The sequence below is a fragment of the Flavonifractor sp. genome (genome assembly GCF_019422385.1).
In the GTDB taxonomy this organism is placed as follows: Bacteria; Bacillota; Clostridia; order Oscillospirales; family Oscillospiraceae; genus Flavonifractor; species Flavonifractor avistercoris.
Genome location: NZ_JAHZDL010000033.1, coordinates 363 through 23,327, shown reverse-complemented (window position 1 = coordinate 23,327; position 22,965 = coordinate 363). Strand labels below are relative to the sequence as shown.

At 61.3% G+C, this 22,965-nt stretch carries 18 protein-coding genes and 1 pseudogene; 4 read left to right on the top strand and 15 right to left on the bottom strand.

The features are described 5' to 3' along the window. Positions 1-104 precede the first annotated feature (104 nt). Positions 105-2,740: pseudogene (locus QZ378_RS06190) on the top strand (cation-translocating P-type ATPase). Positions 2,741-2,781: 41 nt separating this feature from the next. Here QZ378_RS06190 and mgtE read toward each other — a convergent pair. From mgtE to QZ378_RS06155, 7 genes are all read right to left on the bottom strand, one after another. Continuing rightward, positions 2,782-4,134 (bottom strand): magnesium transporter, encoded by a 1,353-nt coding sequence (gene mgtE / locus QZ378_RS06185; protein WP_087397685.1) that lies wholly within the window; start codon positions 4,132-4,134, stop codon positions 2,782-2,784. A gap of 382 nt (positions 4,135-4,516) precedes the next feature. Next, positions 4,517-5,506 (bottom strand): electron transfer flavoprotein subunit alpha/FixB family protein, encoded by a 990-nt coding sequence (locus QZ378_RS06180; protein ID WP_087240457.1) that lies wholly within the window; start codon positions 5,504-5,506, stop codon positions 4,517-4,519. Positions 5,507-5,519: 13 nt separating this feature from the next. Next, a complete protein-coding gene (locus tag QZ378_RS06175; RefSeq protein WP_087240455.1) occupies positions 5,520-6,311 on the bottom strand; it encodes an electron transfer flavoprotein subunit beta/FixA family protein in 792 nt (263 codons plus the stop codon). A gap of 18 nt (positions 6,312-6,329) precedes the next feature. Beyond that, the gene (locus QZ378_RS06170; RefSeq protein ID WP_087240453.1) at positions 6,330-7,469 is read right to left on the bottom strand and encodes an acyl-CoA dehydrogenase family protein; all 1,140 of its coding nucleotides are present in this window, start codon (positions 7,467-7,469) and stop codon (positions 6,330-6,332) included. 35 nt (positions 7,470-7,504) lie between these two features. Continuing rightward, positions 7,505-8,926, bottom strand: coding sequence for an FAD-binding oxidoreductase (locus QZ378_RS06165; RefSeq protein WP_291257664.1), 1,422 nt, complete (start codon positions 8,924-8,926; stop codon positions 7,505-7,507). A gap of 44 nt (positions 8,927-8,970) precedes the next feature. Then, the gene (gene larA, locus QZ378_RS06160; RefSeq protein WP_191380099.1) at positions 8,971-10,254 is read right to left on the bottom strand and encodes a nickel-dependent lactate racemase; all 1,284 of its coding nucleotides are present in this window, start codon (positions 10,252-10,254) and stop codon (positions 8,971-8,973) included. A gap of 27 nt (positions 10,255-10,281) precedes the next feature. Further along, positions 10,282-11,826 (bottom strand): lactate permease LctP family transporter, encoded by a 1,545-nt coding sequence (locus tag QZ378_RS06155; RefSeq protein WP_087240447.1) that lies wholly within the window; start codon positions 11,824-11,826, stop codon positions 10,282-10,284. 306 nt (positions 11,827-12,132) lie between these two features. On the opposite strand from QZ378_RS06155, the gene QZ378_RS06150 reads away from it, so the two are divergent. Continuing rightward, a complete protein-coding gene (locus QZ378_RS06150; protein ID WP_087240445.1) occupies positions 12,133-12,819 on the top strand; it encodes a FadR/GntR family transcriptional regulator in 687 nt (228 codons plus the stop codon). Between the two features lie 253 nt (positions 12,820-13,072). Here the strand turns inward: QZ378_RS06150 and QZ378_RS06145 are convergent, their stop codons facing one another. The 8 genes from QZ378_RS06145 to QZ378_RS06110 form a co-directional block, all read right to left on the bottom strand. Next, positions 13,073-13,936, bottom strand: a complete 864-nt coding sequence (locus tag QZ378_RS06145) for a hypothetical protein (protein WP_087397690.1) — start codon at positions 13,934-13,936, stop codon at positions 13,073-13,075. Between the two features lie 10 nt (positions 13,937-13,946). Further along, on the bottom strand, positions 13,947-14,861 hold the full coding sequence (locus QZ378_RS06140; protein ID WP_291257663.1) for a hypothetical protein: 915 nt from the start codon (positions 14,859-14,861) through the stop codon (positions 13,947-13,949). A 70-nt stretch (positions 14,862-14,931) separates the two neighbouring features. Then, entirely contained in the window at positions 14,932-15,321 is a 390-nt protein-coding gene (locus tag QZ378_RS06135) for an LPD28 domain-containing protein (RefSeq protein ID WP_087240437.1), read from the bottom strand. A gap of 11 nt (positions 15,322-15,332) precedes the next feature. Then, positions 15,333-15,791, bottom strand: a complete 459-nt coding sequence (locus tag QZ378_RS06130) for a hypothetical protein (protein WP_087240435.1) — start codon at positions 15,789-15,791, stop codon at positions 15,333-15,335. 12 nt (positions 15,792-15,803) lie between these two features. After that, positions 15,804-16,775 (bottom strand): hypothetical protein, encoded by a 972-nt coding sequence (locus QZ378_RS06125; RefSeq protein ID WP_191385198.1) that lies wholly within the window; start codon positions 16,773-16,775, stop codon positions 15,804-15,806. 109 nt (positions 16,776-16,884) lie between these two features. Then, a complete protein-coding gene (locus tag QZ378_RS06120; RefSeq protein WP_087397700.1) occupies positions 16,885-17,859 on the bottom strand; it encodes an ArdC-like ssDNA-binding domain-containing protein in 975 nt (324 codons plus the stop codon). A 327-nt stretch (positions 17,860-18,186) separates the two neighbouring features. Further along, positions 18,187-19,665: a ParB/RepB/Spo0J family partition protein gene (locus QZ378_RS06115; RefSeq protein WP_291257662.1), complete on the bottom strand. Its 1,479-nt coding sequence runs from the start codon at positions 19,663-19,665 to the stop codon at positions 18,187-18,189. Positions 19,666-20,242: 577 nt separating this feature from the next. Further along, positions 20,243-21,181 carry a DUF6017 domain-containing protein gene (locus QZ378_RS06110; protein ID WP_191385196.1) on the bottom strand — a complete coding sequence of 313 codons (939 nt, stop codon included), beginning with the start codon at positions 21,179-21,181 and terminating at the stop codon, positions 20,243-20,245. Positions 21,182-21,728: 547 nt separating this feature from the next. Between QZ378_RS06110 and QZ378_RS06105 the strand changes: the two genes are divergently transcribed. Both QZ378_RS06105 and QZ378_RS06100 read left to right on the top strand, forming a co-directional pair. Next, positions 21,729-21,959 (top strand): helix-turn-helix domain-containing protein, encoded by a 231-nt coding sequence (locus QZ378_RS06105; RefSeq protein ID WP_291257661.1) that lies wholly within the window; start codon positions 21,729-21,731, stop codon positions 21,957-21,959. Continuing rightward, positions 21,956-22,965, top strand: a 1,010-nt coding sequence (locus QZ378_RS06100; RefSeq protein WP_291257660.1) for a tyrosine-type recombinase/integrase, incomplete at its 3' end; no start/stop codon positions are given. The genes QZ378_RS06105 and QZ378_RS06100, both read left to right, overlap by 4 nt.

Sequence of the window (22,965 nt, the reverse complement as noted above, 5' to 3'; positions counted from 1 at the left end):
AAAGCCTGTTTGTCAAGGTTCACGCCCTCGCTACTTATTTTCGTAGCAAGGTGCCATCTACACCATTATTATCTCATATTTCAATAAAAAAAGGAAGGGATCTTATGACAAACGAGCCATACTACAGCAAAAGCGTATCCCAGGCGCTGGAGGCGCAGCAGGCCGACCAGAAGGGACTGTCCGACCAGCAGGCCCGGAGCCGGCTGGAGCAGTACGGCCCCAACAAGCTCTCCGAGGGCAAGAAGAAGAGCGTGCTCCAGATCTTCCTGGAGCAGTTCAAGGACCTGCTGGTGGTCATCCTCATTGTGGCCGCCCTCATCTCCGCCGCGTCGGAGAATGTGGAGAGCACCATCGTCATTTTTGCCGTACTCATCCTCAACGCCATTCTGGGCACCGTCCAGTACCTGAAGGCGGAAAAATCCCTGGAAAGCCTGAAAGCCATGTCCTCCCCCACCGCCAAGGTGCTGCGGGGCGGCGTGCGGGTGGAGATCCCCTCCGCCGACGTGGTGCCCGGCGACATCGTGCTGCTGGAGGCCGGGGACATGGTGGTGGCCGACGGCCGGGTGCTGGAGAACTTCTCCCTCAAGGTCAATGAGTCCTCCCTCACCGGCGAGAGCGAGGGTGTGGAAAAGACCGCCGACGTGATCACCGGCGGCCAGGTGGCCCTGGGCGACCAGAAGAGCATGGTGTTTTCCGGCTCCCTGGTGACCTACGGCCGGGCCACCGTGCTGGTCACCGCCACCGGCATGAATACCGAGCTGGGCAAGATTGCCGCCCTCATGAACCAGACCCAGCAGCGCAAGACCCCCCTGCAGCAGTCCCTGGACAGCTTCTCCGCCAAGCTGGCCATCGTGATCATGGCCATCTGCGCGGTGGTGTTTGCCCTGTCGGTGTTCCGTACCGGCATGGGAGTGCTGGACTCCCTCATGTTCGCCGTGGCCCTGGCGGTGGCCGCCATCCCCGAGGCCCTCAGCTCCATCGTCACCATTGTGCTGGCCATGGGCACCCAGAAGATGGCCAAACAGAACGCCATCATGAAGGACCTGAAGGCGGTGGAGAGCCTGGGGTGCGTGTCGGTGATCTGCTCGGACAAGACGGGCACTCTGACCCAGAACAAGATGACCCCCAGAAGGTGTACGCCGACGGCTCCCTGCTGGAGGGGGACGACCTGGAGCTGGTCAACGACGTGCAGCGGCTGCTGCTCAAGGCCGCCCTGCTGGCCAGCGACGCCACCAACAATGAGGAGACCGGCGCCTCCATCGGCGACCCCACCGAGGTGGCCCTGGTGATGCTGGGAGAGAAGTTCGGGGTGGACGAGGAGAGCTACCGGGCCCAGCATCCCCGGCTGGGAGAGCTGGCCTTTGACTCCGACCGCAAGCTGATGAGCACCCTCCACGACATCGACGGCACCCCCACCCTGTTTACCAAGGGGGCCATCGACGTGCTGCTGGACCGGTCCAAGTGGCTGCTGACCCGGGAGGGGAAGGTGGAGCTGACCCCGGAGCGGAAAGAGGAGATCGCCCGGGTGAATATGGAGCTGTCCATGGAGGGCCTGCGGGTGCTGGCCTTCGCCTACCGGGAGCTGGAGGCCGTCCGGCCCCTGACCCTGGAGGATGAAAACGAGTTTACCTTCATCGGCCTTATCTCCATGATCGACCCGCCCCGGCCCGAGGCGGTGCAGGCGGTGGCCGACGCCAAGCGGGGCGGCATCCGCACCATCATGATCACCGGCGACCACAAGGTGACCGCCTCCGCCATCGCCCGCCAGCTGGGGATTTTCCGGGACGGGGACGAGGCGGTGTCCGGCCTGGAGCTGGACCAGATGACCGACGCCGATCTGGACGGACGGCTGGAGAAGATCTCGGTGTACGCCCGGGTGTCCCCCGAGCACAAGATCCGCATCGTCAACGCCTGGCAGCGGAAGGGGAACATCGTGTCCATGACCGGCGACGGCGTCAACGACGCCCCCGCCCTGAAGAAGGCGGATATCGGCGTGGCCATGGGCATCACCGGCACCGAGGTATCCAAGGACGCCGCCTCCATGATCCTGGCCGACGACAACTTCGCCACCATCGTCAAGGCGGTGGTCAACGGCCGCAGCGTGTACACCAACATCAAGAACGCCATCCAGTTCCTCCTCTCGGGCAACACCGCCGGCATCTTCTGCGTGCTCTACGCCTCCCTGCTGGCCCTGCCCGTGCCCTTCCAGCCGGTGCACCTGCTGTTCATCAACCTGCTCACCGACTCCCTGCCCGCCATCGCCATCGGCATGGAGCCCGCCCGGAAGGGCCTGCTCAAGCAGAAGCCCCGGGATCCCAAGGAGCCCATCCTGAACAAGTCCCTGCTCTCCCGCATCGGCGGCCAGGGCCTGCTCATCGCCATCGTCACCATGATTGCCTTCTACCTGGGCTATCAGGGGGGCGACGCCGTCCTGGCCTCCACCATGGCCTTCGCCACCCTCACCCTGGCCCGTCTGTTCCACGGCTTCAACTGCCGGGGCGACGCGTCCATCTTCCGCCTGAAGTTCTCCACCAACAAGTACTCCGTCATGGCCTTCTTTGCCGGCGTGGTGCTGCTGCTGGCGGTGCTCTTTATCCCCGGCCTGAAGGGCCTGTTTATGGTGGCTCCCGCTTTCGGAGTCGCCAACCTGGGAGAGATCGTTCTGCTGGCCTTCCTGCCCACTCTGGTCATCCAGATCATCAAGGTGATCGGGGATGTGCGCCGGGGCAAGGAGAACTGAAACTGAAAAATCCCTGTCCGCCGATGCGGACAGGGATTTTTTCATGCAAGGGGCAGCAGAGCGCTGGCGATGTTGAAGTAGACCACCAGGGAGATGGCGTCCACAATGGTGGTGATGAGGGGGGCGGCCATAATGGCCGGGTCGGCCTTGAAGAACTTGGCCGCCATGGGGAGCACGCCCCCCACCGTCTTGGCCAGCAGCACCGTGACAAACAGGGCGGCGGCCACCGTCAGGGCGGTGGCGGTCTGGCCCGGGTAGGTGAGGATGAGCCGGACATAGTTTACCGTGCTGAGGGCGGCCCCCACCAGCATGCTCACCCGCAGCTCCTTCCAAAAAACCCTGGCAAAGTCCCGCAGGCGGATCTCGCCCACCGCCATGCCACGGATCACCAGAGTGCTGGACTGGCTGCCGGCGTTGCCGCCGGTGTCGGTGAGCATGGGAATGAAGGTGACCAGCAAGGGCATGGCGGAGAAGGCCGCCTCATACCGGCCCAGGATGCCGCCGGTGATCATGCCGGAGATCATCAGCACCAGCAGCCACACAATGCGGTGCCGGGCCAGGGTGAACACCCCGGTTTTCAGATAGGGCCTTTCCGAGGGGGCCATGGCCGCCATCTTCTCAAAGTCCTCGGTGGCCTCCTCCTCCAGCACGTCCATGCCGTCGTCCACCGTGACGATGCCCACCAGCCGGCCCTCCCTGTCCACCACCGGCAGGGAGAGGAAATCGTACTTCATCAGCCGGGCCACCGCCTCCTCCCGGTCCTCGCCGGTCCCGGCGGTGATCACGTCCCGCTCCATCAGGTCGGCCACCAGGGCCTGGTCCCCGGCCAGCAGCAGCTCCCGGATGGTGACCACGCCCTCCAGACGCCGGGCGGCGTCGGTGACGTAGCAGGTATAGATGCTCTCCGAGTCCGCCCCCGTCCTGCGGATATGGGCGATGGCCTGGGCAACCGTCATGTCCCGCTTCAGGTCGGTAAATTCGGCGGTCATGATGCTGCCCACCGAGTTCTCCGGGTAGTGGAGGAACTGGTTGATGAGCTGCCGGGTGTCCGGCCGGGCGGCCTGGAGCACCCGCTTCACCACGCCGGCGGGCAACTCCTCCAGCAGGTCCACTGCGTCGTCCACCCACAGCTCCTCCACAATGGCGGACAGCTCCTGGTCGGTGGCCGCCTGGATCAGGGCCTGCTGGTCCTCCGGCGGCAGGTCGGAAAACACCTCCGCCGCCAGCTCCTTGGGCAGGGCCCGGAAGACCGCCAGCATCTCCGGCCGGTCCAGCTCATCCAGCAGCTCCGCCAGGTCGGCGGGGTGGGTCTGGGTCAGTGCGTCCCGCAGGGCGCACATATCCCGGCGCTCCAGCAGCTGCCGCAGCGCCTCCAGGGTCAGATTCTGTTTCATGGGTCTCTCCTCCTGTCGTTAAAATACAGCGAGGAAGTGACCAAAACAGGCGCGCCGCGGCAAAGCGTCCGGGTTTCATACCCGGCCGCTCCCCGCGGCGGAACCTTCCGTATTTGGGAACAGACAGCCGGGCCCCGCCCGGCCTGCCCTGCTTACAGGGAAAACCAGGCGGCGCCAGCCCTGTCCCCTGAGGGAAGCTCACAGCCCGCGTTGGTACTTCGTCCGCATAGGTCCACCTGATTTTCCTCCTTTTTCCTATTATTTTGCTAGCCTTTGGCTGCCGTTCGAGGATATCACACTTTCCCCCAAAAGGCAACCCCAAAAAACAGAAGGGCCCGCCCCCCAAGGGGACGAGACCCTTCTGGATCTGCCTTTAGAAAGGTTACTCCGCCTTGCGCTGACGGATCTCCTCGATCATCAGGGGGAGGACCTTGGCCACGTCCCCCACGATGCCCACGTCGGCCACGTCGAAGATGGGGGCGTCCTCATCCTTGTTGATGGCCACCACATAGCCCGAGCCGCTCATGCCGGACACGTGCTGGGTGGCGCCCGACACGCCGCAGGCGATGTACAGGGCGGGGGCCACGATCTTGCCCGACTGGCCCACCTGATGGGCCCGGGAGACCCAGCCGTCCTCGATGGCGGGACGGGTGGCGCCCACCACGCCGCCCAGCAGGGCGGCCAGCTCCTCCACCAGGGCAAACTGCTCCTTGGAGCCCATGCCCCGGCCGCCGGTGACGATGACCTTGGCCTCCTCCAGGTTGACCGCCTCGGAGAGCTCCTTCACCGCCTGGGCCACCTTGACCTTCACCGCGTCGGCGGGCACCTGGAGCTCCACCGGGGTAACGGGGCCGGCCTGGCCGGCCTCCGGCTTGGCAAAGGCGCCGGAGCGGGTGGTGGCTACCACCGGCAGGGTGTCCACCACCACGTCGTTGAGCACGGTGCCGCCGTACAGGGGCACGGTCCACACCGGGGTGTCCCCGTCCCAGGTCAGGGCGGTGGCGTCCTGGACGCTGCCCAGCCCCAGCCGGGCGCACAGCCGGGCGGTCATCTCCCGGCCCAGGGGGGTGTTGCCCGCCAGCACCGCCGCGGGCTCATACTGGGCGGCCAGCTGCTCCAGCGCCCAGGTGAAGGCGTCCGCCGCCCCGTCGGAATAGTCCCCGCCGGTGACGGCCAGCACGCCGTCAGCCAGAGGGGCAACCTTCTCCGCCGCCCCGGCGTTGTCCGTGCCCATCAGCACGGCCAGAACCTGCCCGCCGGTGTGCTGGGCCAGAGCCCGGGCGGGGGTGAGGCACTCCAGCGCCCCGTTCAGGGCCTTTCCGTCCTTTTGTTCCAGAAAGACCAGAATATCCTTGCGATTTCCCCAATCCATACCGCTCTCTCCTTTACAGCACCTTGGCGTCCGCCATCATGGCGATGGCCTTGGCCACGGTCTCCTCGCAGGTCTCCTCTTTGAGCTTCACGCCCGCCTGCCGCTTGGCCGGCTCGTACACCTTCACCACATGGCTGCCGGCGGCGCCGGGGGCCACGCCGCCCAGCGCGGCGGCGTCCAGGGTGGGAATGGGCATCTTGCGGGCGGCCAGCTTGCTCTTGATGGTGGGATAGCGGGGATCATAGGGGGGCTTGTTTACGGTGACCACGCAGGGCAGGGGGGCGTCCACCAGGCGGTAGCCCTCCTCGGTCTCCTGCTTGGCCTGCACGCCGGCGTCGGTCTGCTGGATGTCCACCAGGTCGGTGACCACCCCCACGCCCAGGGCCTCGGCCAGCTGGGGGCCCACCTGGCCGGAGGCCTTGTCGGTGGCCTCCCGGCCGCAGAAGATCAGGTCGAAGGGCTTGCCGGCGTCGGCCTCCAGCTTGCGGATGGCGGCGGCCAGGATCTTACTCTTGCCCAGGGTGTCCGCCCCCTCGAAGGAGGGGTCGGTGATGAGGCAGCCCTGATTGGCCCCCACCGCCAGGCAGGTCTTGACCGCGTCCTTGGCCCCCTCGGGGCCGATGGTGATGGCGGTGATGCTGCCGCCCACCGCCTCCTTCAGGCGGGTGGCCATCTCCAGAGCGTAGGTGTCAAAGGCGTTGACCACGGGGGTGACCCCCTCCAGGTTCACCTCCTGGGTGCCGGGCTTCAGGTGGAGCTCCACCGAGTCGTCGGGCACCTGCTTGAGACATACCAGAATTTCCATGTCGTTACGCTCCCCGCCTTAGAATTTGCCGATGGTGTTGTTGGCCACCACGATGCGCTGCACCTCGTTGGTGCCCTCAAAGATCTGGAAGATCTTGGCGTCCCGCAGCAGCTTCTCCACCGGGTACTCCCGGCTGTAGCCGTAGCCGCCGAACATCTGGATGGCCTCGGAGGCCACCTCCATGGCGATGTCGGAGGCGTAGCACTTGGCGATGGCGGACTCCTTGGAGTAGGGCAGGCCCTGATCCATCAGGGTCAGGGAGTGGGCCACCATCTGGCGGGCGGTCTCGATCTTGATGGCCATGTCGGCCACCTTGAACTGGAGGGCCTGGTTCTTCAGCACGGGCTTGCCGAACTGGATGCGCTCCTTGCCGTAGGCGATGGCCTCCTCCATGGCCCGCTGGGCGATGCCGGTGGCCACGCAGCCCATCCAGGTCCGGGCCTGGTCCAGGGTCTTCATGGCGATGGAGAAGCCCTTGCCCTCCGCGCCGATCAGGTTGGAGGCGGGGATGCGGCAGTCCTCAAACACCACGTCGCAGGTGTTGGAGGTGCGGATGCCCATTTTGTCCTCCTCGTGGCCGGTGGACAGGCCGGGGGTGCCGGCCTCCACAAAGAACATAGACATGCCCTTCACGCCGGCGGACTTGTCGGTCATGGCGGTGACGCAGTAGAAGGAGGCGATGCCGCCGTTGGTGATGAAGCACTTGCGGCCGTTGAGGATGTAGCTGTCGCCGTCCTTCACGGCGGTGGTCTTGCCGGCGCTGGCGTCGGAGCCGGCGCCCGGCTCGGTGAGGCAGAAGGCGCCGAAGCCACCGTCCACGATCAGCTGGCAGGCCCGCTTCTTCAGCTCCTCGCTGCCGGCGATCAGCACCGGCTTGGTGCCCAGGCCGCTGGCGGAGATGGTGGTGGCAAAGCCGGCGTCGGCCTTGGCCATCTCCTCAAACAGGGCGGCCACGTCCACCCGGCTCAGGCCCATGCCGCCGTACTCCTCGGGCACCTCCAGCATGTGCAGCTGCATCTCGATGGCCTTGTCGTAAATCTCCTTGGGCCACTCGCCGGAGCGGTCGTACTCCTTGCACTGCTCCTTGACTTCCTTCTCACAGAACTCCTTGACAGCGCCCAGCAGCTCCTGAGCCTCTTCCGAAATCAGATATGCCATAACGGGTTCCTCCTTCTATGTAAGTCGTCTTTCTATTACAGCTTGTAGCAGACCTTGCCGGGATTGAGCACCAGATTGGGGTCAAAGACCTCCTTGATGCCGCGCATCAGACGCATGTTGACCGGGCCCACCATCTGAGCCAGGTAGTCCAGCTTGCCGTGGCCGATGCCATGCTCGCCGGAGATCAGGCCGCCCAGCTCGGTGGCCTTGGCGTAGGCCTTCTCCATAAAGTCGGCCACCTGCTGTTCAAACGCGGCCAGCTCCATGTCGTTGGAACAGGTGTAGATGTGCAGGTTGCCATCGCCGGCGTGGCCGAAGCTCTTGACCTCAAAGTCGTAGCCTTCGGAGATCTCCTTGATGTAGGTGACATAGTGGGCGATCTGGTTCACCGGCACCACCACGTCGCACTCGTCCAGCAGCTTGGTGTTGGCCTCAATGGCCTCCAGGAAGGTGGACCGGGCGGCCCAGGCGTCCTTCTTCAGCTGGGGAGTGTCGGCCACCAGCACGTCCAGGGCGCCCGCCTCCAGCACCACCTCGGAGGCCTGCTCGATAATTTCGGTGAGCTGATCCTCGTTCTCGCCGTCAAAGGTGACCAGCAGGTAGGCGTTGACGGCGGTGCCCTCAAAGGTCTGAGGGAAGGTGCTCTTGCCCAGGTAGCTCTCGGACAGGCGGACGATCTCCCGCTCCATGAACTCCAGGGCCTGGGGGTGGAGGTTGGCCATCATCAGCTTGGGCACGGTGGAGATGCAGTCCTCCAGGTTCTCGTAGAGCACCACCAGGCTGATGACCTCCTTGGGGGCGGGGATGAGCTTGAGAGTGAGCTCGGTGATGATGCCCAGGGTGCCCTCGGAGCCGATCATCAGGTTGAGCAGGGAGTAGCCCGAGCTGGTCTTGGACACGCTGGCCCCCAGATGGACGATCTCGCCGGTGGGCAGCACCACCGTCATGGCCCGCACATAGTCCCGGGTGGCGCCGTACTTCACCGCCCGCATGCCGCCGGCGTTGGTGGCCACGTTGCCCCCCAGGGTGGCGAACTTCTCGCCGGGATCGGGGGGATAGAGGAAACCCTGCTTGGCGGCGTCCTCCGCCAGGTCGTTGAGCAGCACGCCCGCCTGGACCCGGACCACCATGTTCTCGGTGTCGTAGGAGAGGATCTTGTTCATCTTGGTGGTGGACAGAACCACGCCGCCGTGGATGGCCACCGCGCCGCCAGTGAGGCCGGTGCCGGCGCCCCGGGGGGTGACGGGCACCCGGTTCTCGTTGCACAGCTTCATGACGGCGGCCACCTCCTCGGTGGTCAGGCACTCCGCCACCACCTCGGGCATGGCCTTGCCGTAGATGGGCATTTCGTCGTGGGAAAAGTCCTCGTTGATGTCCCCGTTCACGCTGATCCGGCCGGGCACGGCGGCCTTCAGGGCCTCAATCAGCTCGGGGGTGACCTTGTTGTACTGGCTCATAAAAACGCTCCCCTTTATTTGATAACATCACATCGGATTTGCCTTTACTTGCGTACGATGACCGAAACCCCGTCGGGAATGACGGTGATGGGGCTGTCTGCCTTACCCAGCAGCCGGTCGGCCAGGGCAATGGCGGCGGGCAGGTCGGCCGCCCAGTGGAGGTGCATGGCCTCCACCATCTCCCGGGGGGCCTGAGTCACCAGGATGACGGGGTGCTGCAGGAGCACCCGGCACAGGATCTGGGCCTCCCACTGGTCGGGGATGGTGCGGTCGCTGGGGGTGGCCAGGAACCGGTCCATGATCTTCCGGTTGTCCGGCTCATGGGCGAAGGTGTCGTAGAAGGACTGGCCGCCGTGGCCGTCGCTGCAGGCGGAGACCATGATGATCACCCCGCCGGGGGCGCAGGTGGCCTCCGCCGCCGTCATGCCCTTCACCGACTGGTACAGGTTCTGGTCCAGGGGGTAGCCCCCGTTGGTGGTGATGACGATGGGAGCGGGAACCGCATCCACGCCGGAGAGCTGGTCTACAAAGGCGCACCCTGCCCGGTGGGCCTGGTCGAAGTGTCCGGCGAAGGCGGCGATCACCCGCTTGTCAGCGTCGATGACCACGTTGCAGATAAAAGCCAGCTTGGCCTGCTGGGCGGCATACAGCATATCCCGGTGAATGGGGTTGCCGTCCAGGATGCCGGTGCGGGCATTGGGACTGTCAATAAAGGCGGAGCAGTGGTTGGCCAGCACGGTCTCCCGGCTGGACACCCCCGGCAGCACGCTCTTGCGGCCGCCGGAGAACCCGGCGAAGAAGTGGGGCTCGATGAAGCCCTCTCCCACCAGCAGGTCGGCCTCCGCCGCCAGCTTGTTGATAAGCAGTTCCCCGCCGGAGGGCAGGGTGCCCAGGTGGACCATGTCCTCTTTTTTACCGCTCTCATGGATGACGAAGCGCAGCCCGGAGTGGCGGTAAAGCGTCTCGCCGTATTTGTCCAGCAGCTCGGCCTCGGTGGTGGGCCGGTGGAAGCCGGTGGCCACCAGTACGGTGATCTCCGCGTCGGGATTTCCCGCCCGGAGTTCCTCCACCAGCTGGGGCAGGATCACCTTGCTGGGTACCGGGCGGGTGTGGTCGCTGCTGAGGATGACCACTTTGTTCTTGCCCGCCGCCAGCTCCCGCAGGCGGGGGGAGCCGATGGGGTTTTCCAGGGCCTGACGCACCAGCTCCGGCTGGTCCGCCTTGGCCTGATAGCTGTGGGCCCTGGACTGGAGCACCCCGGCCAGGCGGCCGTCGGGGATGTCCGCCGTGATGTGCCCCCGGCCAAAGGGCAGTTTGAGTTGCGCCATATGCCGTTCCTCCTTCCGGTGCGCCGGTCACAGAACCAGGGCCGCCAGCGGGTGGGCCAGCAGCGCGATGAGACCGAACACCACTACAAACAGGATATAATATCCGATGGATTTCCGCAAGATGGTACTCTCCTGCCCCACCGTATCGGTGGCGGCGGTGGCGATGGAGATGCTCTGGGGGGAGATGATCTTGCCCGCCGTGGCGCCGATGGTGTTGGCGGCCACCAGCCAGACGGCGTCCATCCCCAGGGCGGAGGCGGTCTCCGCCTGCAGGCCGCTGAATAGCACCGAGGCGGAGGTGGCGCTGCCGGTGACGAAGGTGCCGATGGAGCCGATGAGGGGGGCCACAATGGGGTAGGCCGACCCGGTGACCGCCACCAGGAAGGCGGCGATGTCACTGGTCATGCCGCAGTAGCCCATGATCTTGGCCGCCGCCAGGATGGACACCAGGGTGATGATGGTCTTGGACATCTGCTTCAGGGTGGCCCACAGCACCTGGCCCATCACCTTCAGGCTGGCCTTCTGCAGGGCGCCGCCCACAAAGGCGGCGATAAAGATCAGTACGCCGGGGGTATTGACCCAGGAGAAGGTATAGGGGCTGGCCCCCTGGCCGGAGTAGATCACCACGTCGCTTTTGACGGCCGCCAGCAGGTTATGGATGGGGGGTACCAGGCTGGAGGTGGCCAGCAGCAGCACGAAGATCAGGATGAAGGGGGACCAGGCCAGCGCCCCGTCCCTGACGGTGAGGCCGGTCTGCTCCTGGGTCCTGGGCAGGGCGTATTGGGCGGGGGGTTCCCCCTTGAGCAGCTTGGAGAGAAGGATGGTTACCACCATGCACACTACCGAGCCGGTGACCGCCGGCAGCTCCGCCCCCACATACTTGGCGGTGAGAAACTCGGGGATCACGAAGGCCACTCCGGAGCCCAGGGCCACCGGCCAGACCCTCTTCAGGGCCCGGACTCCGCCGCCGGTCATCATCACCATCAGCAGGGGGGTGAGCACCACCATCAGGGCCAGCTGGAGCACCACCACCACCGCGGTGGGGCCGGCCTCCAGTCCCGCCACCGAGGCGGCGGTGATGGTGGGGATGCCGATGGAGCCGAAGGCGGTGGGGGTGGCGTTGGCCACCAGACATACCAGAGCGGAGAAGATGGGGTCGAAGCCCAGGCCGCACAGGATGCCTGCCGGAATGGCCACCGCGGTGCCGAAGCCCGCCATGCCCTCCATAAAGCCCCCAAAGCCCCAGGCGATCAGGAGCACCAGCACCCGTTTGTCCCGGGTCACCGCGGTGAGCATCCCCTTGATGCGCTCCATGGCCCCGGTGCGCACCGTCAGATTATAGGTGAACACCGCCGCCACGATCACCAGCGAGATGGGCCACAGGGCCATGACGGCTCCCTCCAGGCCGCCGGTCAAAACCTCCGTCCCCGGACTCTTCCAGTAGAACAGGGCCAGCAGCACGGTAAGCGCCAGCGCCAGGGGGCAGACCTGATAGGCGGGGCGTTTCCAGACGCTGAGGGCCACAGCCAGCCAGAGGATGGGAAGCAGAGCAAGCACAAACCGCACAAACACAGCCAGACACTCCCTTACACCGTCATTCTTATGGTAGAACCAAAAGAAAATCTATACGCACCCGTTTGCTTTTTTCAAAAGCAATATTAGGCGCATGACGGCAAAATGTCAAGGGAATATCCGGCTTTAATTGGACTTTAAGCTAAATTTGTATGGGTGCATAAGTTTCCTAGTGTCATTTTTGTGCAATTTTGGCCCTACCAGTTTTTCGAATTGGCACTACTTTTACAACTTGTTGACTGATGTGGTATAATGGTTACAATCTGACAAGTCCACAGATATCGTTTGGAAAGGGAGGCTGAGCATATGGTGGAACAGCAGAAATCCTACGAGCACGTACTGACCTATTTGGAGGACGCCCTCCGGGATGGCAAGCTCACCCTGGGCCAGTCCCTGCCCCCCGAGCGGGAGCTGGCCGAGCAGCTGGGCATCAGCCGCAATTCCGTGCGGGAGGCCGTCCGCCTGCTGGAGCACATGGGCTTTCTGGTGAGCAGCCAGGGGGCGGGCAATTTCATCAGCTGCAACATCCAGCGCAATTTGCAGGATTCCTTTGACATGCTCATTCTGCTCCAGCAGATCGACTACCACCAGCTGGCCGAGCTGCGGTCGGGGCTGGAGCTGCAGGCGGCGCTGCTGGCGGTGGACCGGATCACCGACAGCCAGGTGGACCGGCTGGACAGCCTGGTGCGGCAGATGACCGCCTGCCCGCCGGAGATGGGGGCCCAGCTGGACAAGCAGCTCCACGACGAGATTGCCGCCATTTCGGGCAATCAGCTCATCATTCAGATTCTCCGGGCCCTGTCCTCCACCATCGACCGGTTCATCAGCGACATGCGCCGCCGGATCCTCCAGAATCCCCGCACCGGCAATCAGCTCCAGTACGCCCACGAGCAGATGGTGGACGCCCTGCGCCGCCGGGACAAGACCCACCTGATGCTGGCGGTGAACCACCATTTCAATGTGGTCAACAGCAACATGACGGCGGAAGAATAAACGGCAGAAAAAAACACCATCGCCTGAGGTGCCTTTTGACAAGGGAGACGTTGCAGGCGCCTGAAACCCGGAGAAAACGGGCGTAAAAGAACATAGGGCAGCAAGTACAAAAGGATCAGGGCTTGTTTAGCGGAGAATTCTACGCAGACGAGTCCAACCGAAAATTGGTAAAGGGTCATAGCTTCATCCCTGTGAGTGCATTTTGACACCAAAATGCTATGCTTGCGCGGACAGCGGCGCACTGCGCCGCTGTCTACCGTGTGGGGGCGGTGCTGCGCTTTTTCAAGGGCTGCGGTTTCTTTTTATGTGCGGTTTTTGGATCTTCCTTGGGGCTGCGGCGCTCATGTGGGGCAGCAGCCTGCGTTTCAAGAGGCGATCCCGCTTTTTCAGACGGCGGTGAAGGGGGGTCGCCCTCCGACTGCTCCGGCAGGTCCCCGTCCTCCAGAAGGGAGAGAAGGTCATCCGCCACCTCTTGGGGCGTGCGCTCCGGGACCTCCACGGTGTAGCCTGGGAGCAAAACACCGTTGACGCAAAACCGGCCCTTTTGATCCTGTGGGATAGGTGGGGAAATTTCCGTGAACAGGTGGGCGTAGGCTTTGATCCGGCCTTGCAGGTATCGCTCCATTTCCTCCTTAGTGGCAAACACTTTGTCGCTCTGCCCAGCGATCTTCCAGCCGGGGCCGGTGTAGTCGGGAGTAGGATGCTGGAGCGTATTATAATGAATATCCCAGGATAAAGCGCAGTTGATAAGAGTTCCATCCGGCTTCTTATGCTCGGACACGCGATACGACATTTTATACACCATGTTGCTCAATACGTGCCAGCCGAATTGATTGACTTTCCACTGGTTGGACGTGTGCTCCACCGGCAGGGCCCGCAAATACTCTCTTGCCTTACGGAGCGCCGCCGTCTCCGCCGCCTGTTTCTTCCATTCGGTCTCGATCTCAGAACATTTGGAGAAAATGGTTTTTTCCTTTGCCACGCTGGCCTCCTCCATGGCAGCTAATTCCTCCCGCGGCAGTTGGATCAGTTCCGCGACACGGTCCGCGTTTTTATCCGAATAGTAATGGGCGGACATTTCGATCTCCCAGCCAGGGGTGATATGCGTGTATGCCATACCCGCCCTCCTATCGCACCAGTGCAGGCCGTTTTTTCAACGGCCCCTTCTTCTTGGCGGCAGGGGCGGGCTTGGCAGGCGGCGGTTTCTGCTTTCGCTCCGATGGCGGAGGCCCTGCGGCCAGTTCCGGCGGCGCTTGTACCGGCGTCTCCGGCTGAACCTCACCTCCGCTGGGTACGGCCTGCTCCGGTGGGGGCGAAACCTCCATATCCGCCTCATCCAGACAGTCCAGAAGGTCGCTGACCGTGACTTCCTCCCTGGCCGGGGGAGTGCGCAGGACGGAGTAGCCTTGCAACAGTTGGCCGTTGACGCAGAACAACGCCTTTGCCTCTATGGGAATCGGGGGAGAAATACTCTCAAAATATTCCGCATACTGGTCAAATTTGCTCTGGATATACTTCTGTGCCCCTGCCAGGGTCTTATACTTTTTCGCACCCTCATACACGATCCGCTTTTTGGGCCCCCGGTCATAGTAGGAGTGGTATTTTACCTGAGCGAGGCCGGGGGCGGTGTATTGCAGTTCCCAGGACAACTTCCACTCATCCCTAAACTTGATGATGCTGAAAGTCATTTTGTAGACCAGGTTGCTGATCTCCCAGGAGCCATCTTTGCGCTGTTTCCACTCGTTGCCGGTGTGCTCCACCACAGGGGTTTTCAGGTATTCAATAGCCTTGGTCAGCAGAAGGGTCTGTGCCCCGTGTGCGTCCCAGGCTTTGGCCGCTGCTTGCACTTCCGTAAAAATCTTCTTTTCCGCCGCCTTGCTCTCTTTCAACTGCTGTTCCAGTTCCTTGATGGGGGTATTCAGAAAGGGCTTGAAGTTGGCATTTTCGCCTAAGTATCGCATTTGCCGGCGGACAAAGAAGTCAGTGCCCTCTTGCAGGTCCCCCGTATAACTGCCGACTTCATAAAAGGATTTCTTTGCCATTTCCTCGATTCACCTCCAATCTGGCCGAGCTGCCCTGTCCCGGTGTATTGCGGCCTTCTTCATGGCAAATCTATCGGTTGAGTACCGGGCTGTGCCGTCTTTTGGCGGCGCTCCAGGGCCGGGAGAGCTGGTAGTCGGGGGATAATTGCTTTGCCTCAAACTCCGCCACCGTCAGTTGACCGATGCCCTGCTCCTTAAAATTGCCGGGGGATAAGTCCAGATACCCCTTCTCCGGCAGGTGGATGGGGCTGGCGGTGAGCACTGTCCCGAAATGCTCCACCAGGACACGCCGTGCCAACAGGCAGGGCTGGCTCCAGTCCTCCGCGTCCGTCTGCATATCATAGGCGTACATCCCCTTGGGAACAGTGGCGCGGTCTACGCGCAGTGTGGTGAACAGAGCGGGGATGCCTAAAATCTCCACTTCTTCAAACCGGGCTGTGCCCGCATTGACAGAATCCATAAACGATCCTCCTATCTTTCCTCGATTTGCTGAGGCTTTTTGATTTTGGGCCGAAAGCGGGGGACAAGGGGAAGGTCCACGGCGATCCGATGCCGTTCGGCCAACTGTGCCGGGGTGACGCGAACCTTGCAGGTATAGACGCCGATCCCGATGCACTGCGTCAGCCGCCGGTCAAACGGGATGTGGTTTCGCTCCTCCCACTGTCCCACCGCCTGGGCCTGCTCCTTCATGGTCTCTCGCACATCCGGGTTGTCCCGTGATGGCTGCAATTCATACTGGATCAACTGGTCTGTGGTAAGGGGGGCGCGATAGGTCACTTCCCCCCAGGCCCGATATGCGCCGTGCTCCACGCTGATCCGGTCATCGTAGTTGAGAAACCCCACCAGAGGATTGTCCGGCTCCTTGGGATAAGTCCCAAGGTCCACGGGCCGCTGGGTGGAGTAGTAGCGATATAACTCCTGTTGTTTCATAGGCGCCGCCTTTCATCGCTCAGGGGTAAGATGGACCTTTGGGCGCTGCGGCCGTCTGGCCTGCTTCTGTTTCAGACGGCGGATTTTGACCTTCACCGACCGCTGGGGGCTCTCGCCTCCCTCTGCCTGTTGTGGGGGCTGCGTCATCTCACCCGGCACTGCCTCCCGGCTGGCCGGGACAGGGTGTGCCGCTCTCTGCTCCGTCTGATCTGTGTGCTCTTCCTGTGGAACGGCCCCATTCGCCGCCCGGCGCAGGCTGAAAACGGTCTTTGCCGCCTTATCTTCAAACGGTGCCCGCTGGCTCTCCGGCAGGACGGCGGCCTGCCCCTGCAACTGCTGTTCCAGTTCGGAAATATCGCAGTGACGCTGGAAATATTGCAAGGTGCCTTGGGACAGATCCTCCAGGCTCTCCCGGACAAAGGGAGTAAATTCCTCTTCCAACTGGAGGCGGTATGCCTCCGGGGCCTGCTGGAACAGGGCCGAGACACGGTTCGGGTCGGCGCGGTAGGTCTCTAAATGCCGCTCCATCTGTTCCAGCAGACTGCCGCCCGCCCCGATGTGGAGGGGGAGGCAGTAGCAGTCTGTCCGGCCATCCCGGATATAGTCGATCCGCACCTTGACTGGCTGGGCGGGCAATTCCTCCTCCCGGTAGGCGGCGTCCATCTCCGCCACATACACATTCGCCAGGGACAAGGGCATTTGCTTTCCAATGGGGAAATTCCTGTCAATGATCCCTGTTACGGTGACGATGGGCTCCGCGCCTTCCTCCATGGTGGAGAGAGGGGCGTCCGGCCCGCCCTCTAAAAACGGCGGTTTCATTAGTTCGTCCACGGCGGCGGAAATATCCTGGGTGAAGGTCCGCCATTTGTCCGCCACCGCCCGGACCGTACACACGCCGCGCTTGAAAAAGCCGGTCACGATATGGGCGCTCTCACCCAAAAGGTCTTTCATATCGCGCCGTAAGTTGCCGGTGATCTCTCTCATCCGGCTGTTAGCCTCCATTCTTGCTCACTCCTTTTTCAAATTTTTTTCACGTTTGGCCGGGAAATTGTCGAAACGCGTCTCAAATCGAGACGAATTAACGGAGAACCTCTTATCTGGCGGGGGCGTCCTGCCGCCTGCGCCTGGCTGTGCGGCCAGCCTTTCGCTGACGGTGGGAAGGTGCCTTTTGAAGTTCCTTTTCCGGCCCCTCGATGCCGGCGATCAGTTCGGCGGCAAGGGCATGGATGCGCCCGATGGACGCCTTCAGTACCTCCAGATCTTTGCCCCGGCTCCAGTCCGCAACATAGGCGAAGGAGTAGTCTGCCGTGTCGATGCCGAAGTGCTGGCAGACCACATAGGCCACGCTCTCCGCCTCCACCTCGCGGGTGCTCCGGTCCGGCCTGGTTTCTTCCAGTATATCCAGCGGGGAATGTAATTTGGCGTGGGCGACCTCATGCACCAGCGTCTTGATGGTCTGTACCTGGCTCATGCCGGGCTGAATCACGATCCTCTGTTCCACATAACTGCAATACCCCTTCGCCGCGCCGGGAAACGCCTCAAATACCACTGGCAGAGGGGACAAGGCGACCAGCGCCGAAACAATGCGTTCGTACTCCGCCACATCGCCGGACAGTTCCATCACGCCCAACGTGGGGAGTTCTTTTCCCTCGGTTTGGGAAACATCAAACACGGTCACGATCCTGTATGTGACCGTCTCCGTCTTGACCCACTCCATGATGGGCTGGCCGTCCGCGCCATACACCGGCTGGTTGGTCTCCAGGTCCCGTTTCTCCTGCTGAACCCATCTCCGGTGAGTGGAAGGGGCCAAAATCTGGATGCCGTGCTCATGGGCCTTGACGTGGCGGCCAAACTTGTTTTTCCAGTCATTGTAGCCCGCCACGCAGGTGGCATCTGGCCGCTGCATGAAGATCAGCAGGATATTTCTGAAACTGTAATGGTGGAATTTTGACATAGTGGTGAGGTATTCCGTGTACTGATCGCTTTCAAAAATATGGGAGACGCCAGTTTCCAGTTTGTCCGTCAGGGCCTTTAACCGCGCCTCCGACGCCTCCGATTGACCATTCATGCCGCGGTTCACCTCCTTGGGGAATGAAAAAAGCGCCCTTTGGGGCGCTCATCTCTCCTGATCTTCATGCTTACGCGGCCTGCGGATGGGCGGTTCCGTTTCCCGCACTTCTTTCACACGCCGCTGAAAATCTTTTTCCGCAGCCTCACGCTTGGAAAAGTAGTGGCCGAACGTAAAGTCTTGGAATTGCCTATGGGCGTATGCTTTCCAGGTCACATAGGGCTACACGGCGTTGGGGTTATAGGCCAGGACGATTTCCACTGTCTTGAACTGCCTGCTCTTGATGACCCTGTAGCCCATGCACGATCTGTTCTCCCCCATGGCAAATCACCTCGATGGTTCCGGCTTTTTCTTGCCGTCCTTATCCGCCTGGGCTTTGGCCTTCTGGCGCTCCAGGGCCTTCTTCCGAAGGTCCAGCGCCTCCAGAACGCCCCGTTTCACATCAGGGATGGTGGTACGCTTGTCGGGGAAGTAGGGCCGCAGGTCCTCTTCCATCAGCGTGATTTTCAGCGGTGGGGTCTCTTCCCGCTTGGTGGGGGCCACCGCCTGCTCGATCTTCTCCTTGGTCAGTTTACCCTCCTGGCTGGCCTTTTTTAACTCCACCGCTTGGGCTCCGGTGGGCACCTTATCCTCCTTCTGGATGGCGTCGGCCACTGCCGCCTGCTCCTCCTTCTTTAGGTAGGACAGATCCGCGGCGGTGTGGACCGGGAGAGTTTTGTCCTCCACCATCTGCTGCAACTCCGGTGTCAGGTTGTTCAAACGCACCAGTTTTTGGATGTTGCTCCGGCTCTCTCCGGTCTGCTGGGCCAACTCCTCATCGGCGCGCATGGGCTTTTTCCCCGATGCTTCCAGCGCGGCAGTTTCCTCCTTGGAACGGCGGCCCGCCTTGTGCCGCATGGCCTCCAGTTTCATCGCGTAGGCGCGGGCCTTCTCCATGGGGCTGATGTTCTCCCGTTTTAGGTTGGCGTCCACCATGGAGATAACGGCCTCGTCCCGGTCCAGTTGCCGGACAATGACCGGCATGGTGGCGATCCCGGCCAGTTCGCAAGCCCTGCGGCGGCGGTGGCCGGAGATCATTTCATAGCCGCCCGCCTGACGGGGAATGACGACCACAGGCTCCAAAACGCCGAATTTTTTGATACTGTCCACCAGATCCATCATGTCCTTGTCATCCTTCACGTTGAACGGATGGCCCTCAAAGGGGTGAATTTCAGAGACCTTCAGCGTGGTGATAAGTTCCGACTGCCCTTCGTGGGTGAGAGGCAGTTTGAAGTCCTCCGGGATCTCCGCCTCATCCGCCTTATCCTTGGGGGCCTCCTGGGCGGGCGGAGCGGTGGCCTTATCCTTGGCGGGGGCGTTGGGCGGGATCAATTTGCCGGGAATGGGGAGGGGCTTATCCGAATGGCGGGCGCGGCGGTAATCCGACGCCTCCTTCAGCGACATATCATAGACATCTGCCCTGACCTCCAGCATACCGGCCTTCTTAATGGCCTGCATCCGGTGGAAACCGTCTACCAGTTGATACTCACCATCCTCCCGCTGGCGGAGAATGACCGGCTCCTTCAGCCCCTCCGCTTTTATGCTCTGGATCATGGCGGAGTAATCTGCCTTGGGCTGGTCCTTCACATACGTCCCCGGCAGGTCATGAATTTTAGACAGGGGAATGAAGCGGTGCTGTCCCGCCTCATCTGACTTTTCGGCAGTGGGATTCTCCGCCTCTTTTGTCTCCTTGTCCTTCTTATCGTCCGTGGCCTTGCTGGAATCTGCCTTTTTAGGCGGGGCGTCGGCATCCTTCTCCGCTGGCACCTTTTTTGGATCAGCGGTATCGGCGGATTTAGGCACTTCGGCCGATTTACCATCTTTCGGGGGAACGGTATCAGAGGCTTTGGGTGCGGGCGCAGCCTTGGTGTCTCCGACCGGAGTTTTATCGCCCTGGGGCGCTTTCGAGGGATCGGCAGGGGGAGCCTTGGGGTCAGCCGGGGCTTTCACGTCTCCAGCGGGGGCCTTTTCCGGCTTTGCCTCCTTCGGAAGGGCGGCGTCGGGGGCCTTGGGGGTGGTCTCCGCCTTGGGCTGTTCCAGGGGCTTACCCGCTGCGGGAGCATCCTTTACAGTAGGAGACTGCTTGGGGGCCGCGTCCACCTTGGACGGCTCCGGGGGTTTGGCCTGGGGAGCGGTCCCGGCCGATTTAAGGTCCATCGTGATTTGGACCGGCTCGGCCCCTTTTTTCTCCCCGGCGGCGGGGGGATCTGGCGGGGGGCTGGGGGCGGCGTCGCGGAACGCGCCGATCAGCGGGTTTTGTTTCTTGTCGGGCATGATAAAATCCTCCTGTTCAAGATATTTTGTCGAAAAACGCGTCTCAAATGGAGACGCATTTCAACCGCTGTTATGGGCCAAAATCATGCTGGACAGCCGCCTGGTAGTAGGGGCTCATGGTGACAGGAGCGTTATACAGGGCGGTCAGCAGATAGGCGCGGATATTTCGGATTTGCGTGGTGTTCCTCCGCAGGCAGTCAAATACATACTCCAAATGGCCGTAGTCCAGAGACAAGAACCGGCCTTTCACCTGCTCGGCAGGGATTTCTTCTCCACCGATGCGGAGCGTGGGGCGGGTGCTGCATAGGGTGTCGGTCATCAGTTCCACCACGCTCTCCACATCGTCGTACCCAAACTGCCGTCTGAGGGCTTGAGCCTCTATCCGCTCTTCCACCTCTCTTCGGCAATCGTTTCGATCTATCCATTCCATATTCGGCGGAGGCTGTGCGGGATAGATAGATGGATCAGTATAGATAAAATCAGTCTGATTAGATTCAATATAACTTGCTGCGGGTTTTCCGCACTCTTGTCTGCGGATATTCCGCAATCCAGACTGCGGTTTTTCCGCAGTCTGGGCTGCGACTTTCCCGCACTCTTGACTACTGGGAGGAGCCTGGGGCAGGGCGGGCCTGGGCGGTATTTCACGGGTGGTAAACCGCTTGACGTAAATCTTGGTGGGGCGGCCCTGGCCCTGCCGGATGCGCTCGATTAGGCCGAAACCTTTGCCGCTGTCCAGTTCCACCAGCAACTTTGTGGCCTTGTCGTGGCCGCAGTTCATATCCTGCTGGATTTCCTCCAGCGGGTAGTAGATATAGACCCGGCCTTTTTCGTCATACCAGCCGTTCTTGGCGGAGAGCCCCATGCGGTCCAGCAGAAGGCCGTACAGCAGTTTGGCGTCCGTGGACAACCTCTTGAAACGTGCCCCGGTAATCAACTGACGGGGGATGCGGTAGAAGGAAAACTGGCCGCTTTCGTCTCCGTAATAGTAGTCAAACCCTTGCTCGCCCATGCGCTCACCTCCGTGTGGGCAAAAAGAAAGGCGCCCCTTTTCGGAGCGCCTGGGTGTGGGCTGTTCGCCCACTTTTTCCTTGTTTCTACTTGTTTTTCAGTTTTGGGGTGTGCTTTGCAGGCAAGCAAATTGCATAACAAGGATTTTTGCTGCTGGTCGTAGATGCACCTTGTTTTCTCAACTCGGAGGGCTTTCACTGGCCGCCACGCTACACACTTCGATTTTTCGTAATTTTTTCTGACTTTAACTCGCTATTTTCCTCAATTTTTGACTGTCATGCAACTGTTCCGGTTCTATACGTAAAGAAAATTCATAAGTATTAAATACAAATTTAGAGAAATTCTGTGCCGTAAAAATATATCAATCCAGGGGATGCTGATATGTTCCAACTTTTCAGCCACATATTATCTTCTTGATGCAGGGAAGCCCCGGCGTACTGGAATGGTACGCCGGGGCCTTTTTCGGCCTGTCTGTAAAAAAGAAAACAGACCTAACAGACAATTAGAGCTTGAAAAAGCCAATTCAGCATCGAGAAAGGTGATTTGGTATGAAACAGCAAGAAGAAGTCAAAATGTTTGCCAATTATCCCGATGTTCTCGGGATCAAAGACCTGCGGCAAGCCCTGGGGATTGGCCGGGCGGGGGCATACAAGCTCCTGGAGGCCGGGAAGATCCAGAGCTTCAAGATCGGAAACACCTATAAGATCCCCAAAAGTGCTTTGATCGAGTATGTCAATCAGCAATGCCCCACCGGGGACAAGGGCGGTGAGCAGGAATGACCGGCAGTCTCCAGATCAAAAACGGCAAGTATTTTGCCGTCCTCAACTTCCGGGATCAACATGGCAAGCGGGTTCAGAAGTGGTTCTCACTCGGTCTGGATGTCAAAGGCAACAAGCGGAGGGCAGAAACCATGCTCAACGAGCTTCTGGTTCAGTATCAGGGCATCGAGAACATCGAGCCCATGAATACGCTGTTGAGCCGGCATATCGCCTCCTGGGTTGAGATGGACAGGCCCAACATTTCCGTTACGACCTATAATCAGTATATCAACATTCTGAATCTGCACATCGTCCCCTATTTTGACCCACGTAAAATCACCGTCAGCAGCGTGACAGCCGGAGATTTGGAGGACTACTACACCTTCAAGATCTCCAACGGCCTCAACCCAAACACGGTGATCAAGCATCACGCCATCATCCGCTCTGCCCTGCAATGGGCGGTGAAGCACAGGTATATCCGGGAGAACGTGGCCGACTTCGCCAACCGGCCCGAACGGGTCAAGTACCATGGGCCCCAGCCTTACAGCGTTGAGGAGGTGGCCCAGCTGCTCCAGGCCACCCAGCACGAGCCCATTGCGGTGCCTATCTTCCTGGCCTGCTTCTACGGCCTGCGCCGCTCCGAGCTTCTGGGCCTGCGGTGGTCGGCGATTGACTTTGACACCGGAAGGATCTCCATTTCCACAACTGTGGTCAAAGAGAAGATCGATGACCAGATTAGAACTGTTGTCAGAGACGGGATCACGAAAACGGAGAGCAGCCAGCGCACCCTCCCGCTGTGCTCCTACACCTATCAGTATTTTGTAAACCTCTACCACGCCCAGCAGTATCAAAGGAACCTGTGTGGAGCCTCCTATAATCCTTCCTATCTGGATTTCATCTGCGTGGACGGCATGGGGAACCTTCTGCAACCAGATTTTGTGTCACAGAAGTTCCAGAAGCTGTTGAAGCAATATAACCTGCGTCCCATCCGTTTCCATGATCTCCGTCATAGCTGTGCCACCATTAT